The organism is Deltaproteobacteria bacterium, assembly GCA_016874775.1.
GTDB lineage: Bacteria > Desulfobacterota > Binatia > Bin18 > Bin18 > VGTJ01.
Genome location: VGTJ01000111.1, coordinates 1 through 21,457 on the forward strand (window position 1 = coordinate 1; position 21,457 = coordinate 21,457).

Annotated in this window: 22 protein-coding genes and 1 tRNA gene; 15 read left to right on the plus strand and 8 right to left on the minus strand. The window is 53.4% G+C overall.

Annotated features, from left to right (window positions below):
• Positions 1-44 precede the first annotated feature (44 nt).
• Positions 45-830, minus strand: coding sequence for a hypothetical protein (locus FJ147_18050; GenBank protein MBM4257781.1), 786 nt, complete (start codon positions 828-830; stop codon positions 45-47).
• A 223-nt stretch (positions 831-1,053) separates the two neighbouring features.
• Between FJ147_18050 and FJ147_18055 the strand changes: the two genes are divergently transcribed.
• On the plus strand, positions 1,054-2,151 hold the full coding sequence (locus FJ147_18055) for a hypothetical protein (GenBank protein ID MBM4257782.1): 1,098 nt from the start codon (positions 1,054-1,056) through the stop codon (positions 2,149-2,151).
• A gap of 359 nt (positions 2,152-2,510) precedes the next feature.
• Here FJ147_18055 and FJ147_18060 read toward each other — a convergent pair whose 3' ends face one another.
• Positions 2,511-3,089: a plasmid pRiA4b ORF-3 family protein gene (locus FJ147_18060; protein ID MBM4257783.1), complete on the minus strand. Its 579-nt coding sequence runs from the start codon at positions 3,087-3,089 to the stop codon at positions 2,511-2,513.
• Positions 3,090-3,163: 74 nt separating this feature from the next.
• On the opposite strand from FJ147_18060, the gene thiO reads away from it, so the two are divergent.
• The 3 genes from thiO to FJ147_18075 all read left to right on the plus strand — a co-directional run bounded on the left by thiO (position 3,164) and on the right by FJ147_18075 (position 5,959).
• The gene (thiO, locus tag FJ147_18065) at positions 3,164-4,312 is read left to right on the plus strand and encodes a glycine oxidase ThiO (protein MBM4257784.1); all 1,149 of its coding nucleotides are present in this window, start codon (positions 3,164-3,166) and stop codon (positions 4,310-4,312) included.
• A gap of 152 nt (positions 4,313-4,464) precedes the next feature.
• The gene (locus FJ147_18070; protein ID MBM4257785.1) at positions 4,465-5,655 is read left to right on the plus strand and encodes a CoA transferase; all 1,191 of its coding nucleotides are present in this window, start codon (positions 4,465-4,467) and stop codon (positions 5,653-5,655) included.
• 100 nt (positions 5,656-5,755) lie between these two features.
• Positions 5,756-5,959 (plus strand): CDGSH iron-sulfur domain-containing protein, encoded by a 204-nt coding sequence (locus FJ147_18075; protein MBM4257786.1) that lies wholly within the window; start codon positions 5,756-5,758, stop codon positions 5,957-5,959.
• Positions 5,960-6,106: 147 nt separating this feature from the next.
• Here the strand turns inward: FJ147_18075 and FJ147_18080 are convergent, their stop codons facing one another.
• On the minus strand, positions 6,107-6,823 hold the full coding sequence (locus tag FJ147_18080) for a DUF2231 domain-containing protein (protein ID MBM4257787.1): 717 nt from the start codon (positions 6,821-6,823) through the stop codon (positions 6,107-6,109).
• Positions 6,824-6,837: 14 nt separating this feature from the next.
• Between FJ147_18080 and FJ147_18085 the strand changes: the two genes are divergently transcribed.
• On the plus strand, positions 6,838-7,224 hold the full coding sequence (locus tag FJ147_18085) for a Rieske 2Fe-2S domain-containing protein (protein ID MBM4257788.1): 387 nt from the start codon (positions 6,838-6,840) through the stop codon (positions 7,222-7,224).
• Between the two features lie 35 nt (positions 7,225-7,259).
• Here the strand turns inward: FJ147_18085 and FJ147_18090 are convergent, their stop codons facing one another.
• Complete coding sequence (locus FJ147_18090) at positions 7,260-7,520, minus strand: hypothetical protein (GenBank protein ID MBM4257789.1); 261 nt, start codon at positions 7,518-7,520, stop codon at positions 7,260-7,262.
• A gap of 73 nt (positions 7,521-7,593) precedes the next feature.
• A complete protein-coding gene (gene rlmD, locus FJ147_18095; GenBank protein ID MBM4257790.1) occupies positions 7,594-8,886 on the minus strand; it encodes a 23S rRNA (uracil(1939)-C(5))-methyltransferase RlmD in 1,293 nt (430 codons plus the stop codon).
• A gap of 410 nt (positions 8,887-9,296) precedes the next feature.
• Here rlmD and FJ147_18100 point away from each other — a divergent pair, with 410 nt between their 5' ends.
• From FJ147_18100 to FJ147_18145, 10 genes are all read left to right on the plus strand, one after another.
• Positions 9,297-9,743, plus strand: a complete 447-nt coding sequence (locus FJ147_18100; GenBank protein ID MBM4257791.1) for a GNAT family N-acetyltransferase — start codon at positions 9,297-9,299, stop codon at positions 9,741-9,743.
• Positions 9,744-9,772: 29 nt separating this feature from the next.
• On the plus strand, positions 9,773-10,144 hold the full coding sequence (locus FJ147_18105; GenBank protein ID MBM4257792.1) for a hypothetical protein: 372 nt from the start codon (positions 9,773-9,775) through the stop codon (positions 10,142-10,144).
• 218 nt (positions 10,145-10,362) lie between these two features.
• Positions 10,363-10,439 (plus strand) — tRNA-Pro (locus tag FJ147_18110).
• Between the two features lie 70 nt (positions 10,440-10,509).
• Positions 10,510-11,118, plus strand: a complete 609-nt coding sequence (gene plsY, locus FJ147_18115; GenBank protein ID MBM4257793.1) for a glycerol-3-phosphate 1-O-acyltransferase PlsY — start codon at positions 10,510-10,512, stop codon at positions 11,116-11,118.
• Positions 11,119-11,331: 213 nt separating this feature from the next.
• The gene (locus FJ147_18120) at positions 11,332-11,670 is read left to right on the plus strand and encodes a P-II family nitrogen regulator (protein MBM4257794.1); all 339 of its coding nucleotides are present in this window, start codon (positions 11,332-11,334) and stop codon (positions 11,668-11,670) included.
• Positions 11,671-11,704: 34 nt separating this feature from the next.
• Positions 11,705-13,117, plus strand: a complete 1,413-nt coding sequence (gene glnA / locus FJ147_18125; protein ID MBM4257795.1) for a type I glutamate--ammonia ligase — start codon at positions 11,705-11,707, stop codon at positions 13,115-13,117.
• A gap of 171 nt (positions 13,118-13,288) precedes the next feature.
• Entirely contained in the window at positions 13,289-14,224 is a 936-nt protein-coding gene (locus FJ147_18130) for an SDR family NAD(P)-dependent oxidoreductase (GenBank protein MBM4257796.1), read from the plus strand.
• A gap of 128 nt (positions 14,225-14,352) precedes the next feature.
• Positions 14,353-14,853 (plus strand): hypothetical protein, encoded by a 501-nt coding sequence (locus FJ147_18135; protein MBM4257797.1) that lies wholly within the window; start codon positions 14,353-14,355, stop codon positions 14,851-14,853.
• Positions 14,840-15,256, plus strand: coding sequence for a CoA-binding protein (locus FJ147_18140; protein MBM4257798.1), 417 nt, complete (start codon positions 14,840-14,842; stop codon positions 15,254-15,256). Before FJ147_18135 ends, FJ147_18140 begins: the two co-directional genes overlap by 14 nt.
• A gap of 173 nt (positions 15,257-15,429) precedes the next feature.
• On the plus strand, positions 15,430-15,996 hold the full coding sequence (locus FJ147_18145) for an NUDIX hydrolase (GenBank protein ID MBM4257799.1): 567 nt from the start codon (positions 15,430-15,432) through the stop codon (positions 15,994-15,996).
• Between the two features lie 18 nt (positions 15,997-16,014).
• On the opposite strand, the gene FJ147_18150 is transcribed toward FJ147_18145, so the two are convergent.
• The 3 genes from FJ147_18150 to FJ147_18160 all read right to left on the minus strand — a co-directional run bounded on the left by FJ147_18150 (position 16,015) and on the right by FJ147_18160 (position 21,235).
• Complete coding sequence (locus FJ147_18150; protein MBM4257800.1) at positions 16,015-16,854, minus strand: hypothetical protein; 840 nt, start codon at positions 16,852-16,854, stop codon at positions 16,015-16,017.
• Between the two features lie 92 nt (positions 16,855-16,946).
• A complete protein-coding gene (locus FJ147_18155) occupies positions 16,947-19,505 on the minus strand; it encodes an IPTL-CTERM sorting domain-containing protein (protein ID MBM4257801.1) in 2,559 nt (852 codons plus the stop codon).
• Between the two features lie 212 nt (positions 19,506-19,717).
• Positions 19,718-21,235, minus strand: coding sequence for a hypothetical protein (locus FJ147_18160; protein MBM4257802.1), 1,518 nt, complete (start codon positions 21,233-21,235; stop codon positions 19,718-19,720).
• Positions 21,236-21,457 lie beyond the last annotated feature (222 nt).

Sequence of the window (21,457 nt, forward strand, 5' to 3'; positions counted from 1 at the left end):
CAAAGGCCTACAGGTCTCCGACGATGAGTTTCAAGCGCTCAATATCAAACCCGGTAAGTTTCATGGCGATTGGAACTATACGCTTCTTCCTCGCTCTTAATCGGTAACTTAATTCTTGCCCATGCCTTAGGCGCTACTGAACCGGGCGCGGGTCGGACATTGAAGAATCCCGACCCTACGCCAAAGCTGCTTCCCGAATAGCCGAAATTCATTGCAGTCCCATTGGTTCCAAGATCGGGGCCAATGCCATTGAAAACATCCTGGTTTGCCGCGCCAAAGATATGCAGGTTGCCTTGAGGGTTGGGAGTCTGAAGACCGACGTTGCCGTTTCCAGCGATATGGAGACTACTCTCTGGCGCACCGGGAATGATGAGGAAAGGACGATCACCACCACCAGTGACATCGTTAACAAAGAAATTAAACTCATTCCCCCCAACCTCCCACGTATACGGCGTGTTACCGATGCTGTTGTTCTGTTCCAAACGTACGGTGGGAGTGTCGCCATTCGTGAGATGAAGCTTAGACATCGGCTCTAGAGTTCCCAATCCGATATTACCGGAGTCACCGACATAGACAGCGCCCTCTGATGCACCAGGAGCAATACGGAAAGGCGTCCGGCTCGTCTGGCCATCAAAGATACGAAAGTTCACGGTGTCAGCAGTGATTCGCCAATCCGGATTGGTACCGGTGTCGATGTCGTCAAAAAAGACGGTGGGGAAATTACTACTTGCAGTGAGGTCAGCCGCAAAAACGACGAGTATCGGGTTGCCACAGAGCAGTGCCGCCACCAGTAAAGCGCAAGCGACACAAGAGAAACGTGCAGTGTTCATAGGTGGCATAGCTCCTCCAAAAAGTGTAGATGGCGGCACTATCTCACAGCCAATGCGTTGGGGGCAAGAGCAAGAGAGGCAACGACGTAGCTTGGATGAAATGCAGCGAAATCCGGGGAACAGCTCCGTTTCATCCAGGCTACCCGACAAAACCACCCGTTTATGCCATGATCACAACGGCCTAAGAAAAATTCCTATTTCACCCCTGAGATTGAGAGCAACAATGAAACAAGCCTTGGTTATTGGCGGCACTGGACCGACCGGACATTTCATCGTCAATGGCTTGATCAAGCGTGGCTTCAGTGTATCGATTTTGCATACTGGCCAGCACGAGGTCGATGAAATTCCTGCGACGGTGAATCACATTCATACCAATCCCTTCGATGACGGTGCGTTGATCGAGGCACTGGGCAACAATCATTATAACTTAACGATCGCGATGTATGGTCGCTTGCGTCGCGTGGCAGAAATTATGGTTGGTCGCACAGAACGCTTCCTTTCTGTCGGTGGCGGGCCGGCGTACCGAGGATATATGAATGCCAACATGTTCGATCCGCCAGGACTGCCTGTCTCTACCGCTGAGGCTGCGCCCAAAGCATTAACTGAAGCAGAATATGGTAAGGGCTATCGTGTGTACCGCACCGAAGAAGTGGTCTTTCAACATCATCCTACCGCAACGCATTTTCGCTATCCGCAAATCTACGGACCGTATCAAATCACACCGCGTGAGTGGCTCATCGTGCGACGCATCTTGGACAAACGTCCGTTCATCATCTTGCCAGACGATGGCTTATCGCTGAATCACAGCGGCGCGGCGGCGAACATGGCACACGCCCTGCTGCTGGCAGTGGATAAACCGAATGTCGCGTTAGGACAAGTGTACAACTGCGGTGACGAGCACGTCCTCACACTCAAACAAATTGTGCAATTGTGCGCGCAAGCGCTCAATCATGAGTGGGAAATTATCTCGATGCCATACGAACTGGCTGTGAGCGCGAGACCGTTGATCTCACAACCGTGGACGACGCATCGCGTCTTCGATCTAAGCAAGATCAAAGCAGAACTTGGCTATCACGATATCGTCTCCCCGATCGACGGCATTAAGCAGGCCGCGGTGTGGTTGAGCCAGCATCCATTAGAGCATGGGGGAAGAAGCGAGCGTATGCTGCATGATCCGTTCGACTATGCGGCAGAAGATCGGCTGGTTGCCGCTTGGAAACAGGCGCTGGCGACGATTCCTAAGGATCTGTTCCAACGAGAACCTGGCTATACGATAGCTTATAGCGGACCTGGTGGGTCGCAACGCAAGAGTGAGTGGTAGGAATGGAGTATGTCAGCTCTGCTCAATTGTGTACCGATGCCGTTGCCCGAGCAGGCAAACAACTTCTTGAGGACGAACAACGATGACAGCCAGCAAATCTGTTACGTCGCGACCAAGCACACACATATCGAGTGATTCTACCCGCGAGAAAGCGGCATACTGACCACGGAAGAGAACTTTGCTTCCGGTTTCACGACTGAACCGAATCTGCGTCTCAACAACACTTGACTCAGCTACGCCGCCAACTCCACCGCTGAGTTGACATTAGCGGATCTCCTCCAATATGAGCCGAGATGAGCATAGAGTTGCACAGGAAAACGGTCAACCATTGAGTGCCAGCCCCTGTAGATTCTGACAACTCACCGCACCTTCCGTAACATTTTATTTACTGCCTCCACACTAAACGCGTCAGGATCAAATTCCTCGCCAAGCCATTCCTCCATTTCTTCATACTCTGGGTGCTCTGGGTCTTTGATTACCTCAAGCATATTGGCATAGCCCCAGATTCCGCCGCAGTCTTCTGGCGGACAAGCACGTTTACCATCGAGACAGAGAGGGTACTTCACTCCTTGTTCTGGTGAGAGGATTTTTTCTACAACAATCTCGTGCTCCCAACCGTCGCCAAAGTCATATTCATAGCCAAGTTTAGCTTTGACTTTGGGTAACACCTCTTCAACAGTGACCTTGTCTTCGTCCTTTGTCTCAGTAACGCCATCAAAATCGTCGGGATACAAAGGACCATAACAGGTTTTTCCGACCCTAAACTGGTGCATGTGAGAATTTTGCCACCCCATCGCTATTTGAATGAGCGCATGTAAGTCGCCTAAGAGCATCACACTTGGCACTTGTACTCGGCGCCAGATGGGCGGTGCTGACTCGGCCAAGCTGATCTTGAGTTGGTAAATTTGCGTATTCTGGGATTGCTTTTTCGTCGCCATACGGTTTCTTCTCCTTCAATTCCTCCCTACAGCCTATAGCCTACAGCCTGGTCCTCTCGCTATAGTACCGCCCCATGACAACAACAACTGACGTCGTGGTGATCGGTGGTGGAGTCGTCGGCTCGGCCATCGCGTATGAACTCATCAAACAGAAACAACAAGTGATCCTCGTCGATAAGAGTCAACCAGGCCAGGAAGCATCGGCTGCAGCAGCAGGAATCCTCGCTGTCGCTAGCGGTCGCTCGAAACGTGGGCCAATGTATCAACTCAAACGTGCGGGACAAGATTTATATCCCGCACTGGTGCGCGAGCTAGAAGAGCTCACTGGTATCGATATTGAATATCAAACGGTCGGTGTCGTTGGTCTCGTTCGTAATGACGCAGATGAAAAGAAGTATCGTCAGCTCTATGAATTACGCCGCGAGCAAGAGTACTCAGCGACATGGCTTTCAGCAGACGAGGTCCGACGCCTTGAGCCGACCTTAACCACAAACCTGCGCGGTGCGGTACATTTCTCTGGCGATCATCACCTTCATAACGGTAAACTCGCCGAGGCATGGGCCAAGGCAGCCGCGAAACGCGGCGTTGATGTCCGTACAGGTGTTACGGTCAATGAAGCAAAAACAACTAGTGGAAAAGTCTCTGCCGTGCGTATTGGCGATGATTGGGTCGAAACGAGGACTGTCGTCATCGCGGCAGGTTCGTGGTCGCGACAGGTTGGCGAGGTCTTTGGTTTGACTATCCCTATTGCACCCGCCAAAGGTCAGATGTTGGCAGTCCACGCGCCACACGTGAAGCATGTTATTTCCTGGGATGACCATTATCTTGTGCCTCGCAAGAATGGTGAAGTGGTAATCGGCTCAACAGTGGAGTTCGTCGGGCATAATAAGGATGTCACGCTTGAAACGATTCGCAAACTGATTGATCGCGCGGAAGACCTGGTGCCAGGAATTAGCAAAGCACCACTGCTGCGCTTCTGGGCTGGCCTACGTCCGTACTCCCCTACGCGCCGGCCAATCTTGTGTCGCGCACCTGGCATCGACAATCTCATCCTCGCGACAGGTCATCATCGCAACGGCATCGTAGCGGCGCCAATTACTGGAAAACTTATTTGTGAGCTTATCACCACTGGTCAAACATCGATGTCGCTAGAGCCTTTCGCCATGCCACGTGAACCATTACCACCGGCACCAGAAGGTGAATCACCGGATGAAGCGGACTGATCGGGAGTGAATGGGAGAACCGGAGAATGGGAGAACCGGAGATTTTTTTTCTCACCGATTCCCCGATTCACACGCTCTCCCATTCAGATGGCTGTACGTAGAAGCTTATGAAAAGCATGAAACGTCAGCAGTAGCGAAAGACGGAGGGAACTATGTCAGGGCCACTCACAGGACTACGTGTCATGGACTTTACCCGTGCACTGGCAGGACCGCATTGCACGCTGTTGCTCGCCGATATGGGTGCTGAAGTCATTAAGATTGAACGGGTTGAAGGTGGCGATGAAGTGCGGCGCATGGGGCCACCGTTCATCAATGGCGAGAGCGCGGCCTTTATGGCCAGTAATCGCAATAAGAAAAGCATAACGGTAAATCTTAAAGACCCACGTGGTCAGGACATCTGCAAACGCATGGCCAAATGGGCCGATGTGTTAGTCGAAAACTTCCGTCCAACTGTCATGAAGAGTGTTGGGCTCGACTATCACACGTTGTCACAAATCAACCCGCGTCTAATCTACTGCTCGATTTCTGGCTTTGGCCAGACTGGCCCAATGGCAGACCAAGGCGGCTACGACACCGTCGCCCAAGGTATGGGCGGCATCATGATGGTCACCGGCGTACCAGGTGGACCGCCAGTGAAATCGGGCGTACCGATTATTGACCTCGGCACTGGCATGTTTGGTGCCCTGGGTGTGTTAGCGGCGTACGTCGCACGAGAGAAAACTGGCAAAGGGCAACACATTGATGCTTCACTATTAGATACTTCCGTTGCTTTAGGACTTATTGATGGCAGTGATTACCTCGCCAGTGGTGAGCTGCCGCAGCAGTTAGCCTCTGCCCATCGCCGTATTGCGCCGCATGGAGCGTTCAAAACCAAGGATAGCTATATCACCATCGCAGCAGATTCAGCTCCACGCACCTGGAAGACGTTGTGTCAGCTCCTCGGCAAACCGGAGATGGAAACACATCCACAACTTGCGGATAACACCTTGCGTCGCAAGAACCTGCCGCTGCTCATCGAACAGATCGAGTCTGCCACATCACAGCAAGAGAGTAGCTATTGGTTGGCGCAATTGCAAAAAGTCGGCATTCCCTGCGGACCGGTCAACAACTACGACAAGGTTTTCCAAGACCCGCAAGTTCTCGCCCGTAATCTTTTAGTTGAGAACATCCACCCCAGAGCTGGACGCGTACAAATGGTCGGGAAGCCGTTGAAGTTTTCTGATACGCCAGCGACAGACTTAGTTCCTTCTGCTGCGCTGGGGGAACATGCGGACGCGATTCTGCAATCACTCGGATACAGCACAGAAGAAATCACCCAGTTCAGACACGAGAAAGTCATTTAGCGACGAAGAAACATTGCACCACACGACGCGCTGTGTCATACTCCGGGCCTGCAAGGCCGTCCTACGATCAATTATTTTCCTGCAAAGGAGGAGGAAGACTATGGCAGATGTCACAATTCGTGTGTTAAAGAACGGACCGTATGAAGTGAGCGGTGGAGCAGTCGTGACCGACCAGAAAAAGAACCAATACACAGGGCAGGCAGATCCGATCTACCTGTGTCGCTGTGGACAATCGGCCAACAGACCATTCTGCGATGGTACCCATACCAAAGTTGGATTCAAGGCAGAAGAAACCGCGAGTTAAATCGCCACGGAAGAGAAATCCACTCGGCGTGTCACCCTGAGGGCAACGAAGGGGCTCGCAGAGAGATTCTTCGCGGAGTTTATCCTGAGCGGAGTCGAAGGGCTCAGAATGACAGACGCGAACGGTCGTGACTGACTCGATAGCTCTTTACTTGTCCTCAGCCTCGGAGGATTGCTCCGGGGCTTTTTTTTGTCCGCTTTCTAACTCTTGGGCACTAAGGACTTGCACCGCACGCACTCCAGTTCCATAGCGGTACACCAACTCTCCCCCAAGGTATCCTTGGATCAAAAGGCCAATGAGCCCCGCACCGGACAGCAGCATAAAGAAGAGCGGTAACTGTTCGTGAATCCCGGCACGGAAGATCGCCAAGACTAAAAAGAAGCCGACTAACGCATACCCGCCATACTCGTGATAGAACAACAGCGGTTGCGCGTGCGAGTCAAATGCACTGGGTGGTCGTGGCAACTCGTGTTCAATCCACCCCGTCAGTGCGGCAAGGCCAAGCGCAATCACCCCAGCAAGAAAACATACTTTCCCGGCTTGTTGCCATTCGCGTTGTTTTTGTACGCTACCAACGCAGTCGAGTGCACTCCCGAAGACCGTAAGTGCAATCGCAAAATGTACGGCGATGGGATGAAAGATAAATAGTGCGCCTTCTTCAAGGGGCGGCACAGGAACGCCCTCTTCTGCCAGAGCAATCAAAGGGCTGTATCCCAAAATACACAGGCTCAGCAACAATGCCTGAAGAGCTGTCCAGAATCCAAGGCCCAGGATCCAGGGTCTAAAACTAGGATAGGAATTTTTTTTGACGCTGGACGCTGGACGCTGGACGCTGGACGTTCGATAGCTAGCTTCGTCGTTCATTCGTATGCTACAAAATCAGAATCTTGGTTGTGGAGGCTTTCGTGGCCGATACTGAAACTGTTATTGCACGCGTCGGAGAAATCACTCCCGGGAAGACAAAGAAGTTTATCCTACTCGTCGATGGCCGAGAGACGGAGTGTTTTGCTGTCAATTATGAGGGCCAGCTGTTTGCCTATGTGAATCGTTGTCGCCATGTGCCAATGGCTATGGATTGGGTGGAGAATCAATTTCTCACCGAAGACGGACGTTACATTCTCTGCGCAACACATGGGGCTGCCTTTGAACCCGAAAGCGGAGAGTGTGTCTTTGGTCCACCGTGCGGCAAATTCTTGGCACGTGTTCCGCTTTCAATCACCAACGATCAGGTCGTCGCCCACCGTCCGTTAGATGAAGAAGATTAGTACGGCAGTGTCGCACCACGTCTTCTACTTCACGCTTACGGCCAGTCCCATTCATCGCCGAAATGCGCCCGCAGTAGTCGCTGTTTGAGATATTCGAGAGTCCCAACATCCTCAATGATGTCACCGCCTGTATCGTAGAAGAAAATTTCCCCTTTCTTGTTACGTCCGATCGCGACCAACCATTCAATCTCGTTGCGATCTTCCAAGAGGTAGTTGATCGTTTGAGATACACCTTTCGCCGGGATGAGCGTGACCTTCGGCCGTTTCGGCTTCTCTTGTGGTGACATAGACATCATGCATCTCCAGCAGCGACTAGCCTTGCAAGCAATTTTTGTTTAACACGCTACGAAAGATAGGAGGTGAGGTGCATCAAGTCAAGACACAGACTGCAATCGTTTCTACATGGTACGTTTGCGGGAAAAGGTCGATGGGTTGTGCAACGTGCAAACGATACCCACGTTGCTGCAACTGACGAATATCACGGGCAAGCGTGGTGGGATCACAAGACACATAGCAAATTGTTCGTGCAGCAAAACGCGGCAGCACGGTGATCACTTCTGCCGCGCCTGTACGTGGTGGATCGAGAACAATGACATCACAGGAAGTGTTTTTCTGCAATAACTGCTGAACACCGGCGTGGGCCGCAGCATGGACAAACTGCGCATTGGTGACGCCAACCCGCGTAGCGTTCGTCCGCGCATCAGCTACTGCGTCGAATGCCGACTCGATACCGATGAGTGAGGCGACACGGTGAGCAATCGGCAAACTCAAATTCCCTGCCCCACAATACAGCTCTATCACTCGTTGTTCCTTACAAAAGTGACCAAGCTGAAGAAGCGTGGCAATCAGCGTCTGATTCCCACGAGGATTCACCTGCGTGAACGTTCCACGGTTCACAGTCAGCGAGAGGCTGTCCACCCCAAGATCATACGTCGCAGACGGATCACCCCACGTTCGTCGCCAACCCTGGCCGGAAAGCATGAGGCCCGACACTACCGGATGCGTGCGCAGAAACTGTGTACCAGTAGCATCGTCAGCGTGTTGAAACAGTCCGTCGGCTTCACCAATCAATACACAAGAGACTTCACCTTTTGCTTGGCCGTGCTCAATAATCTCGACATGGTGCAATGGGGTCCGCAATCTTGTCACCCACGCTCGTGCCGCCTTGAGTTGAAGATCGCTTGTTTCTCCGGCGATCAGACAGGACTCGATTTCGACAACAGCATGTGACTGCGGTGGCGAGAAACCGAGCCGGGTGTTGTTCTCGACGCGTACGCGAATGCGATGGCGATAGTGCCACTCACTCGGTGCAGCGAGGATCGGTAGCACCGGAGGGTCAGCGATGCCACCAATGCGTTGGAGTTGTTCACGCACCGTCGCCTCTTTCGCTCGTAGTTGCTCTGCGTAGGTAATATGTTGCCAGGGACAACCGCCGCATTGAGTCACATACGGACACGGTGGCGTTCGTCGATATGGAGAAGGAACAGTGAGTGCCGCGACATGGCCGCGCGCATAATTCTTTTTCTCTTCATCAATGACGACATCGACTTCATCGCCCGGCACAGTGCCAGGGACGAACACAACTTTACCGTCACTCCGGCCAACACCAGCAGGTCCATACGAGAGGCGGTCGATTGTGAGAGGAACAATTTTTTCGGACATAAGACGAACATGCAGGAGTGAGGAGAAAGACGCTAGGGGAGGAAAAAAAGGGACTGGGGCTAGGGGTCCTCATACGGGTAGGTTTTTTATCCAAGCCACAATTGGCGCGGATTTCCCCTCGTCAGAATCCGCGTGTTCGTCATGCCCGCGCAGCTTGTCCCCGGTCATTAGGGGAGCGGGCATCCAGGAGCTTCACCCCTGAACGATTGCGTATTCTCCCTGGATTCCCGCATTCGCGGGCATGACGTCTCGTCTTTTCTCAGCGTAAAAGCCTACCCCTAAAAGGGCTAAGGGTCCCCTCCCTACAAACCCCAAACCTCTCGCCCCAAAATGGAGACTTGAACTGTGGACCTGAAACATGGAACCTGAAACGTGAAACTTCTCATACGGTATGCTAGAACCTGCGGACTATGCCGCAGGGTTTGCTCACCATTCGTCGCGGAAAGCGGACTGACCTTCCCGCATTGGCGCCGCTTCTCCCTTTCTTCACCAGTCACGACCTTGACAAGAAGCAGACACAACATTGGCGTCGCTTAGTGAGTGACCCAGCCCATGACTTCTATGTCGCGGAACACCAGGAAGCGCTGCAGGGAATGGTCCTCGTATCCTACATACGGACACTGACCTGCCTGGGGTGGTTGGCGATCCTTGATTTGGCCGTTTCGCCGTCGGCATCAGGCGACATCTATACTGCCCTGATAGCTTTTGCGAAAGGCCGTGCCCATAAACGTGGCTGTCAGCGTATCATTGTGTCTACCCGCAGCGGCGAGCAACAAATGCCCTTGACGTCTTTGCTTGAAACAGGCTTTCTTCGCACTGGAGAAGTGTTATCTTGCCCCCTCCAGGAAACTCCGTAAATACTCGGGGCAGAGAAAATGAGGATGCTGTGGTACGAATTTTCATCGGCTTGCTCATCGGCTTCATGATCGGTGTTGGTGGCACCATACAATATCTCTCTTCAGGAACTGGGAATGTCCAGCTCATGACCAGTCCGCAGGTGCATCATCTTGAAGAACAAGTAAAACAGGGCAATGCCCAGATCGAGCAACTCACCAAAAAATTGGAAGCCGCCGCAGAGGCAATGGAAAAGACGACAGCCAGGTTCATGGCGCTTGAGCATCGCTTTGACGCGTTACGCTCCTCTCCTACAGCCGAGGCTCCGAACGCTCCCGCGACGACGGATCCCCCGGCAGCGCAACCAGACGAGCCCGCAAGTGGCTCAACCAACCAACCAGGAGCATCGCCGTCACCATCGTAATCACACAATCGCACCTAGAGAGGTGCCCCACCGAGGCACCTCTCTAGATCTCCGTTGCGCCGATTCGTTTTTCTCATGGGGCTTGACCCTTTTGCTCAGAGAACGCTATGAAAGATCATCGATGAACGCGGAATGCTGAATCAGAAATGGGGAATTCAATACCTTCTTCTCTTCATTTACCGTTCATCATCCATAATTCATTATATGCCTTAAGATGTCGGGGTGTGGCTCAGCCTGGTAGAGCACACGGTTCGGGACCGTGGGGTCGCTGGTTCGAATCCAGTCACCCCGACCATTTTCTCTCTCTCCTCTATTGCTCACAGTCAGTTCTGCTTCTCCCTTCGCTGACTTGAAGGGTATTTTTTATGTTGCGCCTCATTGTCGTCTCGATCGCAGCATACCTGTGTGGTTCAATTCCTACCGGTGTGCTACTAACCCGTCGCCTCGGCATCGATATTCGCAATACCGGCAGCGGCAACGTCGGGGCCACCAACGTCGCCCGTACGGCGGGAAAGAAAGTCGGGCTTCTCACCCTCCTCGGCGATGCCCTCAAAGGCCTTATCCCTGTCGTCCTCGTACGCATGCTTGGCCTGGGGGAAGTCACGGTTGCCTGTGCGGCGGTGGCTGCGCTTTTAGGACATATCTTTTCTCCCTTCTTACAATTCTCTGGTGGCAAAGGAGTCGCGACCGGTCTTGGCGTTTTCCTCGGCATGGCACCACAAGCAATCTTCATTGCCTTGGTCGCTTTTATTGTAACCATTGCAGTAAGCCGTATTGTCTCTCTTGCCTCGATCGTTGCGACTGCGCTCCTCCCTCTGCTCTTGATGTGGTTCGCCTATCCGGCAAGCTATATCTGGGCAGGGATGATGATGTCCGCGCTCGTGATCATCCGACACAAGGAAAACATTATTCGCCTCCTGCGAGGTCAAGAAGCAAAGTTTAGTTTTGCTAAGTCACCACCACCTGCTGCCTAAAAATGCAGCGCTGCTTGAGAACTAGGCAAGAGCCGACAGAGAAAGCCTGGAGTTGCGCAGAAATTTCTCTTGTCATAGAAAGAGGTTGCTGGCACTTGTTTTGCTCTCTTCTAGGGAAGACGGAGAATAACCGAACTCGATTAGTTCGCTTTACAAGACCATTATTTTGCTCTAGAGAGGCCTCTCAGGAGGTCGTCTCGTATGAAAGGCGTTATGAAAAAAATTGAAGCGATCATAAAGCCCTTTAAGCTGGACGAAGTGAAAGAGAACCTCAATGCTGTGGGTGTTCGCGGCCTGACAGTGAGTGAAGTAAAAGGCTTCGGCCGACAGAAAGGTCACACCGAACTCTATCGTGGGGCAGAGTACGTGGTTGATTTCCTGCCCAAGGTCAAACTTGAAATTATTGTCCAGGAAGACATGGTCGCCAAAGTCGTCGAGACGATCGAAAAGGCGGCCCGGACCGGTCGGATCGGTGATGGCAAAATTTTTGTCACCCCAGTGGAAGAGGTGGTACGAATTCGCACCGGCGAACGGGGTGATGACGCAGTGTAACGTTTTGTATTTTAACCAAGGAGGAGCGTAGGCAATGACACCCAAAGACGCCGTGCGTTTGGCACGCGAGCAACAAGCCGAGGCCGTTGACTTTAAGTTCATGGATCTGCTCGGCACCTGGCAACACTTTACTATTCCAATGAGTGAGTTCGAAGAAGCGCTCTTCGATGAAGGGCTCGGCTTCGACGGCTCGTCAATTCGCGGCTGGCAGCCGATCAATGCCTCGGACATGTTGGTCATTCCTGATGCCACGACGGCAGTGATCGACCCATTCTGCGCCGTGCCGACGTTGAGCTTGGTCTGTAACATCGTCGACCCAATCACGAAAGAAGAGTATTCACGCGACCCGCGCAATATCGCTCGCAAAGCTGAAGCCTACCTCAAATCTACTGGCATTGGGGATGTCGCCTACTTTGGTCCCGAGCCGGAATTTTTTATCTTCAATGATGTTCGTTTCGACCAGAACCAGCATGAAGCGTATTATCACATCGATTCCAATGAAGCGGTGTGGAACTCCGGCAGAAACGAAGGACCGAACCTCGGCTCGAAGATTCGCTATAAAGAAGGCTACTTCCCGGTTGCTCCTCTTGATACACAACAAGACATTCGCACCGAGATGGTACAGTACATGGAGCGTGTCGGTATCCGCGTCGAACGCCAACACCATGAAGTCGCAACTGCCGGTCAAGCTGAAATCGACATGCGTTTCGCTCCGCTTGTGAAAATGGCCGACATGTTGCAGTGGTACAAATACGTGGTCAGGAACGTCGCGCGGAAACACGGCATGACCGCGACCTTCATGCCCAAGCCGATCTTCGGTGATAACGGCTCTGGCATGCACTGCCATCAATCGATTTGGAAAGGTGAGAAGCCCCTGTTTGCGGGTGACGGTTACGGTGGGATGAGCGAACTGGCGATGCATTACATCGCAGGAATTCTTGCCCACGCTCCGGCACTGTGCGCACTCGTTGCGCCCACGAACAATTCTTATCGTCGTTTAGTCCCAGGGTTCGAAGCACCAGTAAACCTCGCGTATTCGTCACGTAACCGCTCTGCAGCAGTCCGTATCCCCATGTATTCCCCCAGTCCGAAGGCGAAGCGCATTGAGGTCCGTTTCCCCGATCCATCTGCCAATGGCTACCTGGCTTTCTCAGCCATGTTGATGGCTGGGCTTGATGGCATTCAGCGCAAACTGAGCCCAGGCAATCCGCTCGACAAAGACATTTACGCTCTCACGCCAGAAGAACTCAAAGACGTGCCATCAGTCCCTGGCTCACTCGAAGGCGCATTGCAAGCCTTAGAGCGAGATCATGCCTTCTTGTTGAAGGGTGATGTCTTTACGCCAGACGTGATCGAGACCTGGATTGAATGGAAACGCACCAAGGAAGTTGATCCGTTGCGTCTCCGTCCACATCCATATGAGTTCGCGCTGTATTTCGACGTCTAAGCGATTCTCAAGTACTGATCAGTAGAAGAGAAGGGACAGGATGTTTCCTGTCCCTTTTTTTATTGTGCGATTGCTTATTTCTGCTCTCCTTGACAAAAATTCACGGCTCAGGCAGATGGAAATGGCTCAAATTTCCCACCTGTTGTAACTCGCCAAGAGAAGGAGAACGTCATGGCATTACTAGACGGAAAAGTTGCAATCGTGACCGGCGCGGGGCGCGGTATTGGTCGCGAAGAAGCGCTATTGTTAGCCAAACATGGAGCAAAAGTTGTCGTCAACGATCCAGGTGGTAGTTTTGATGGCACTGGTACTGACAATCGCCCAGCACAGCAGGTGGCTGAGGAAATTAAAGCGGCAGGCGGACAAGCGGTCGCCAATTACGAAAGCGTGACCGATTTCAAAGGCGCCAAGCGCATCGTGCAATGCGCCATCGACACCTTTGGCAAACTCAATATCCTCGTCAACAACGCGGGTATTCTGCGTGACCGTATGGTCTTCAACATGAGCGAGGAAGAGTTTGATTCCGTTGTCGGCGTGCACTTCAAGGGAACATTCAATTGCACCCGCCACGCTTGCGAATACTGGCGCGAGCAACACAAAGCCGGCAACATCCTCAATGGTCGCGTTATCAATACTTCTTCTGATGCTGGCTTACTCGGGAGCCCAGGCCAGCCCAACTATGGTCCTGCCAAAGCTGCAGTCGCAACTCTGGCCATTATCGTTGACGGCGAAATGCAGAAGTATGGCGTTACCGCAAATGCGATTGCTCCACTTGCACGTACTCGTATGACGGTCGATGCGACTCCGCAGACCGCAGGCCTCATGGGTGCACCAGCAGAAGGTGAACATGACTTCTTTAGCCCACATCATGTTGCGCCACTCGTTGCCTGGCTTGCCAGTGACGACGCAAAAGACGTGCACGGTGAAGTCTTCCGTGTCGGCGGTGGTTGTGTATGGCTTATGAAAGGGTGGCAGTCAGCCGGAACGGTGAAGAAGCGAGGAACCTGGGAACCAGCGGACCTCGGTTCCAAACTGAAAGTTGAATTGGCCAAAGGTCTCACCAAAAAAGAAGGACTGGGCGAAGTTTTCAAAGCATTGAAATCATAAACTCCTCTACAGCGATGGCTGACCATCGCTGGCTTATGGGTCGGGGGGAGGCATAATAGGGGGCAGGAACGATTGTGGGAGGGAGGTTTTTCACCTCCCCCTACCCGCCTACATCTACCACATTTAAAGTGACACACCCACGAAATTACAACGTCCTGATTATTTGTCACGCCAACACCAGTCGCAGTGTCATGGCGCATGCGCTCCTGGAAAAAATGCTCGCTGATCGTGGAGCTACGCATATTAACGTGCGTTCCGGTGGCATCGCTATCTATGCTCGCGACCGTATGCTTGCCTCACTCGATGCTCGCCTCGTGCTGCGTGATATTGGAATCCACATTGCTGATGGCGAGTTTGTGTCCACTGACCTCAAACGCCATCGCCATCTCATTGAACAGGCACATCTCATTCTGGCGATGACGAGTGAGCAGAAACAGATGCTTGACGCCTATCCTGAAGCGACAGGAAAACCCTCGTATACGCTCCGTGAGTTCGCAGGAGAGAGCGGCGATATTGAAGACCCAGCAATGCAAGGGGACCAGGTGTTTCGTGCACGCCTCGACGAAATTAAATACTGTCTAGAAAAAGCCTTCGATCATCTGCTAAGACTGTCGCATGAGCACATTTAACAATCCATCCGACGAAAAGATTCGCGAGATTCTCGCTACCCCACGTACTATCGCTGTCGTTGGCTGTTCACCTGATCCTGATCGAGACAGCCATGAGATTGCCGCACTCCTGAAAGCCAAAGGCCACAAAGTCATCCCGGTCAACCCGACCTGTCAAGAAATTCTTGGCGAGCGGTGTTACGCGAGCGTTCGCGACATTCCCGTACCAGTGGACATGGTCGACGTTTTTCGCCGACCAGAGCATGTAGGGCCCATCACAGACGAGGCGATTGCCGCGAAAGCGAAAATCCTCTGGCTCCAACTCGGTGTGATCAACGAACCTGCGGCACAGAAAGCCCAGGCTGCAGGATTAACTGTCGTTATGGACCGCTGTCCGGCGATTGAATATCGGCGGCTGTTCTAAAGCAGTAGTCAGTAGTCAGCATTCAGTAGTCAGTAGAAACGCAGTGAAGAACTAAGAGTGAAGAGCAAAAAAACAGAGAAGAAAACCGGTTTGTTTTTCCCCATTCTTAACTCTTCACTCTCCACTGCCATGCTGGTTACTTTTTTCCTTGGCAACTGAAGCCCGACAACTATATGGCCCACTACCCGAAAGACATTAAGTCCTGGCAGCGCCTCGAATCTGAAACGGTCTATACGTGTCGCATCTTCTCGTTGCGCAAAGATCGCAACCGTTCGCCCCGCGATGGACGTGAGCATGATTTTTTCGTGTTGGAAAGTGGCGATTGGGTGAACATTATTCCCATCACGTCAGATAATCAGGTCGTATTAATCCACCAGCACCGACACGGCATTAACGACATTACCCTCGAAATTCCCGGTGGCATGGTCGACGCCGAAGATCCTTCACCGCTCCATGCTGCTCGCCGTGAGATGCAAGAGGAAACTGGCTATGATTCCGACGACGTGATTTCCCTCGGCGCGATCCACCCGAATCCTGCGATTCAAGAGAATCGCTGCCACACCTTTCTTGCACGCAACGTCGAGAAACGCTTCGAGACCCACTTCGATACCACCGAAGAGACCGAAGTGATTTTGGTTCCAATGGTGCAGATCCCTGACCTCGTCCGTCAAGGCCGCATCACTCACTCACTCGTGGTGACGGCTTTTTATTGGTACGACCTGCTGTTGCGCAATTCATAGTGAGGGAGCCGCCCTCTTCTACGAATCACTAAAAGTGTTCGCCATGAGTTCAATTCCCGCTGAGACAAGATCGATAGCACCTTCGGCAAGGTCTGCAGCCAAAAAAGGATCGCTAGAGAAAACTCCGTCGTGATATCGTTGCGGCTGAGCAGATAGCGTCGGAGTTTTCGACTGATTGGTCGCCGTTGACGGCTGACGACTTGGGGTCGCCTGTCGTTCTTCCAACTGCCGGAGCTCTTGCACCGTTTTTTCCATCTGCTGTGGGTCCAGCATCGAAATTGCCGAGTGACAATACGGACAACGTGAGTCCTTATTCAAATTTATGCTTGCGCCGCAGTTCGAACAATGTACCATTTGTATGCGGCGTTTCAGTTCTTCTATTTCTTTTGTTGTAAGATCACGAATAAATTTCTTCTCACGCAAAAACTGGAAGAAGGTACTCAACCGTCCGTGATTCTGCGGACACAGCGCATAGGAGAATCGCACATTGTACAGAAGGTCGTGCGTATGTTTGAGTTTTCTCTGGCAACGGGGACACTGTAGCGCCCGGTCAGGAGTTTTGCTGTGAAGCGCATGCTTTTCGTGGATCAGTTTGAACAATTTCAGCACGGAACCAGGGGTGAGTTGCAAATTCTCAGCACTATCAAACCAAATCACACTACAGGAATAACACATATCGAGGGGAACAGGTCTCCCATAGTTCCCCTCGAACGTCTGTTTCTCCATGCGTGCATCACAGCTCGGACAGTTCATAGGCACGCCCCCTTTTCCGAGTGTAGCACTGCCCGCTCTCGGTCTGCAAAGAGAGAGCAGGAGTGGACTTGGTGCAATCCCTAGTACCGTGTCTCGCAAGTTCATGAGCGGTGAAATCGTAGGGCGCGTACCACGCGCCAGTCAGTTGGCGCGCTGCGCACGCCCGACAACTGCTCACGAAGGTATGAGACACGGTACTAGCGACTTTGTCGCAATCGCCTCCAACTCAGTGCGGCAAGCAGAGTCGCCAAGATCGGCAACCCCCACTCACTGAGAGTCGGAATCGCCGCGATCGGCGAATCATCAGGTGGCGTTACTGGTCCACTCGTCTGCTCGACTACCTGCACGGTGACATCACTGACGTTATTGGCAATCACTGTCTCGACCTCACTCGCATTGATTACAGCCGAGCAGGGAAACGTTCCGATACTACTGGCCTGAGCTTGCACAATCACCGTTATCGTCCCTCCAACCGGGATCGTCCCGAGATTACACACGACAGGGTTTGCCACTGCACAACTCGTGATTCGCCCGATCCGCACATCGAGGACTTGGAGCGCTCCACCTAGGGTCTCCGTAAGAACGACATTGGTCGCTGGAGCTGTGCCCAGGTTATGAACCGTAACCGTATAATTAAACGGTATGCCGACGGCTATAGCTGGAGGTCCGGCTTTGGTCACCGCCAGGTCAACTACGCCAGTCGGAGTTCCACCCGGAACGAAGCCGAAGTCCACCGTCAGATTTGATCGGTCATCTGTCTTTCCTCCAGTGCCTAAGGTGCCGATGTCGGTCTCGCCGGTTGGAGCATTGGCTCCCGGGCCTACCATCACGGTTCCACTCACAATGCCCTGCGTTTGCGGACTTGCGTTATCAACGCCATTATCTTTGCGATCCTGGCTGTTTGACGCGCTATCGATCGCTCCAGTGCTACTCACAAGGCTCGCAAGCACCCCGCCAGCCGTGAAGTTTGCCGACTCAATCCGGACGACATACTTCCCTTCTTGGACGGTAATAAACAGATAGTGCCCATTGCCGTCCGTGCTCTGTACCGGCAAGACCGGTGTAGTACTATCTGGTTGCCTGTCGCTGTTGGCATCTGCGTAGAGACCCACAACGACATTAGCGAGACCGGGTTCACTCCCGTTCTGCATACCGTCATTTTGTACGCCACCACCAGCGCCGTTATCAAGCCACACTCGGTTGCCAAGGCTATAGGCGCTGCTGACAACCACCGCATAGTCTTCCACTTCACCGTTGGTCGCGATGCCCGTCGGCTGCGGACTCGCGTTAAAGGCTGCGTCGGTCGTACAACGGAACCGCGCATACGTGGTGCCACTCAATGCAGCAGTCGGCGAACTCACAGTAAGCGAGTTCGAGCCAGCGGTGAGTGTCTGTCCACTGACGACCTGCTCGCCTGCATCCTGCCAGTCACCATCCTGGTTCCAGTCGATCCAGCCACTCAATATACACGGCGCACTGGCTGTGACGGTAATGCTGTTGCCACTGGCTCCTTGGACAATAGTGCCAAATGATACACCATCCTCATCGTCATTATTGGCACACGTTCCGACAACCGAACCACCAGATGCGGTGTCATCGCTGGCAGCACTACTATTGGGCTGGCCGTTCGCCTCGCTGTCCACACAAGTACCGAGGTAAGGACCAGTCACAATATGAGCAGCGCCGTTGTTTGTCGCTAACGTTGGATACGTCGGATCAGGCGCATCGCCCCAATCCAAGACGGCACCGCTGGGCAATACTAGGACAACGTAGTCTTCCACTTCACCGTTGCTAGCCACGCCAGTCGGTGCTGCGCTGGCATTGAACGTCGCATCCGTCGTGCAGCGGAAGCGGGCATAGGTCGTTCCGCTGCTTGCCGTACCAGGGATAGTCATACTCAAGGCGTTAGCTCCGGCAGTGAGCGCTTGATCGCTGAAGACCTGCTCACCCTCGTCGAGCCAATCCCCATCGCGGTTCCAATCGATCCAGGCATTCAATGTACACGGTGTACTGGCCGTGACACTCACAGGAACGTTAGTCGCGCCAGGAGCAAATGGGGCACTGCTATTGATTATCACGCCATCTTCGTCATCGCTCGCAGCACATGTACCAAAGACCGTGCTGCCTGCCGTAGTGTCGTCGCCGTTGGCTGCCGCATTGGGCTGACCGTTGGCTTCGCCATCGACACACACCCCTAACCGCGGGCCAGCACTGCTCAGAACATGAGCCGCCCCATTGTTACCCGCGAGTGTCGGATAACTCGGATCGGGGGCATCACCGTAGTCGAGAACGGCGCCGGTCGCATTGACCGTCACAACGTAGTCTTCGACTTCGCCATCTGTTGCTTGGCCCGTCGGTTGCGGACTTCCATTAAACGTCGCGTCCGTAGTACAACGGAAACGTGCATATGCCGCTCCAACACTGGCGCCATTGGGAACGTTTAGGGTCAGATTGTTCGCGCCATTGACTAAGGCTTGTCCGGCAAACACCTGCTCACCAGCATCACTCCAATCCCCATCGCGATTCCAATCAATCCAGCCGTTCAACGTACACACGCCATTGGCGGTTACCGGTACCGGTACATTCGTCGCGCCAATGCTGAGCGGCCCGATCACCACGCCGTCTTCATCATCATTCGTCAGACAGGTACCGAGCGTCCCAGTGCCAATGCCCTGATCATCGCCAATCGCGGTCAACAGCGGCTGACCATTGGTCTCGCCGTCAACACAAGCGCCCAAGAATGGACCACCGAGCACATGAGCCGCCCCGTTACTACTTCCCAGAGTTGGAAACGTCGCGTCTGACGCATCTCCATAATCGAGAACGGCACCCGCACCAAGAATGGTGGCAACATAGTCTTCGACTTCTCCGTCTGCCGCGGGCCCAGTCGGTTGCGTGACGGTTGCCGTCGCTCAACGGAAGCGGGCGTAACTCGCCCCCGAGGATGCACCAACAGGCACACTGAGACTCAAGGTGTTAGCTCCGACCGTGTTAAGGCTTGGCCGTTAAACACCTGCTCGCTCGCATCACCAAAATCACCATCGCGGTTCCAGTCGATCCAACCACTCAAACGACATACTGCACTGACAGTGACAGTCACAGGCACATTTGTCGCACCCGGAATAAGAGCGCCGAAGGTAACTCCATCCTCGTCGTCATTGCCGACACACGTGCCAGCCACAGTGCTCCCTACCGTGGTGTCATCACCACTCGCTGCGGTATTCGGTTGGCCGTTGAGTTCGCTATCGATACAGGCACCGAGGCGTGGGCCGGTCGGACTGAGAACGTGGCTCGCTCCATTGGCAAGCGTGGTCGTGCCATAGGTATCCGGCGCATCACTATAGTCGTTGCGATAGAAACCGCAATCGACCGAATAATTGGACATACTATCCGGAAAGAGGTCATTATCGTCGTCGGTTCCTGCATTGGCCCGTAGTCGCTCATTGGTCGGTTCCGGCGCTCCAGGCCCCAATGTGACAATACCGGTGGTGAAGCCTTGTGGATTGTTAGCCCCAAAATTGGCGACTTGCGTACAATTGTCATTGTTGTCACCATCTGCGTAAGGCAAAGTCTCTTCGCCGTTCGAAGACGACGAGAAACCAGCCAATCCCACCTGGCTGTCAGGAACGACAATATAGTAGTTCCCTGCTAGCAGGGTATCGAAGACGTAGTGGCCACTACCATCGGTCGCCGTAGTGGCAATTCTCGTATCGCCGCTACTTGGCCCACCAGAATTGTTCGTGTCTTGCCACAATTCTACCTGGATAGCGCTTAGTCCAGCTTCACTGCTTTCAGCCTGGCCGTTGTTATTGTCATCACGCCAGATCAGATTCCCGACCCGGTAGCGCTCAGGCAGAATAATACCGACTTTGCGCGGTTCCGCAGTCGGTAACAAGTTTGGAGTATTGGCCTCATTCGCACGATGGGCAAAAGAGTTCCAGCTTGGATTGAAGATCGAGGTATTACCAACAATGCTAGGCGGCGCACCGCTTGCCGGCGCCTTCATTGGTACCAAGAACGTCATCACTTCCCCTGGAGCCCAATCTGCCGCGCCAGTAAACGCACGAATACGGAACCCTCGCACGGTTGTCGGATCGGCCGGAAAAGAGGAAGTCCAAGAGACATCATCACAGCCTGGTTGCCAGTGCTCGACCGGAGTAATCGTGTTGGTGCTTGATACCTCAGGTCGGCAGAAGTTTGCGGCTGTCGTGTACTCACCAGTCAGCGTGGCGCCGGTTGGGGCACCTTCTACCGAGATCGCTCCGTCAAGCGTTGGCCGCCACCGTGACTCACGGGCCGTTGCCGCAAGCGGCTGGCCGCTGCCAGTATCACCAACGAACTGGAGCACATCATATAACACGTAGTTATCAAGTGGCACGTTGCCAGTGTTCGTAATCCGCAGGCGATAGATAAATGTTCCGCCATGATCCGTGCGCGCGACGCAGGGAAAACGCGTGTATTTATCCGCCGTGCCCGTATAGGTCACGCCATAATCCGGGCAGCTCGTATCAGGAATAGCTGGGGTTGTCGTTGGATCATCAACATTGTTCAGTGAGTCATCGCCCTTGATCCATTTCTCGCCACCAAGGACCGCAGCAGAGATAATAAGCTACCACGGCCAGAGGCCGTGGTATTAAGAAGGCCCCTCCGAAGGGGCCGAGCACATTCCGAAGCCCCCGCTGGGGGCGGTAACTCTTAGGAAGGCCCC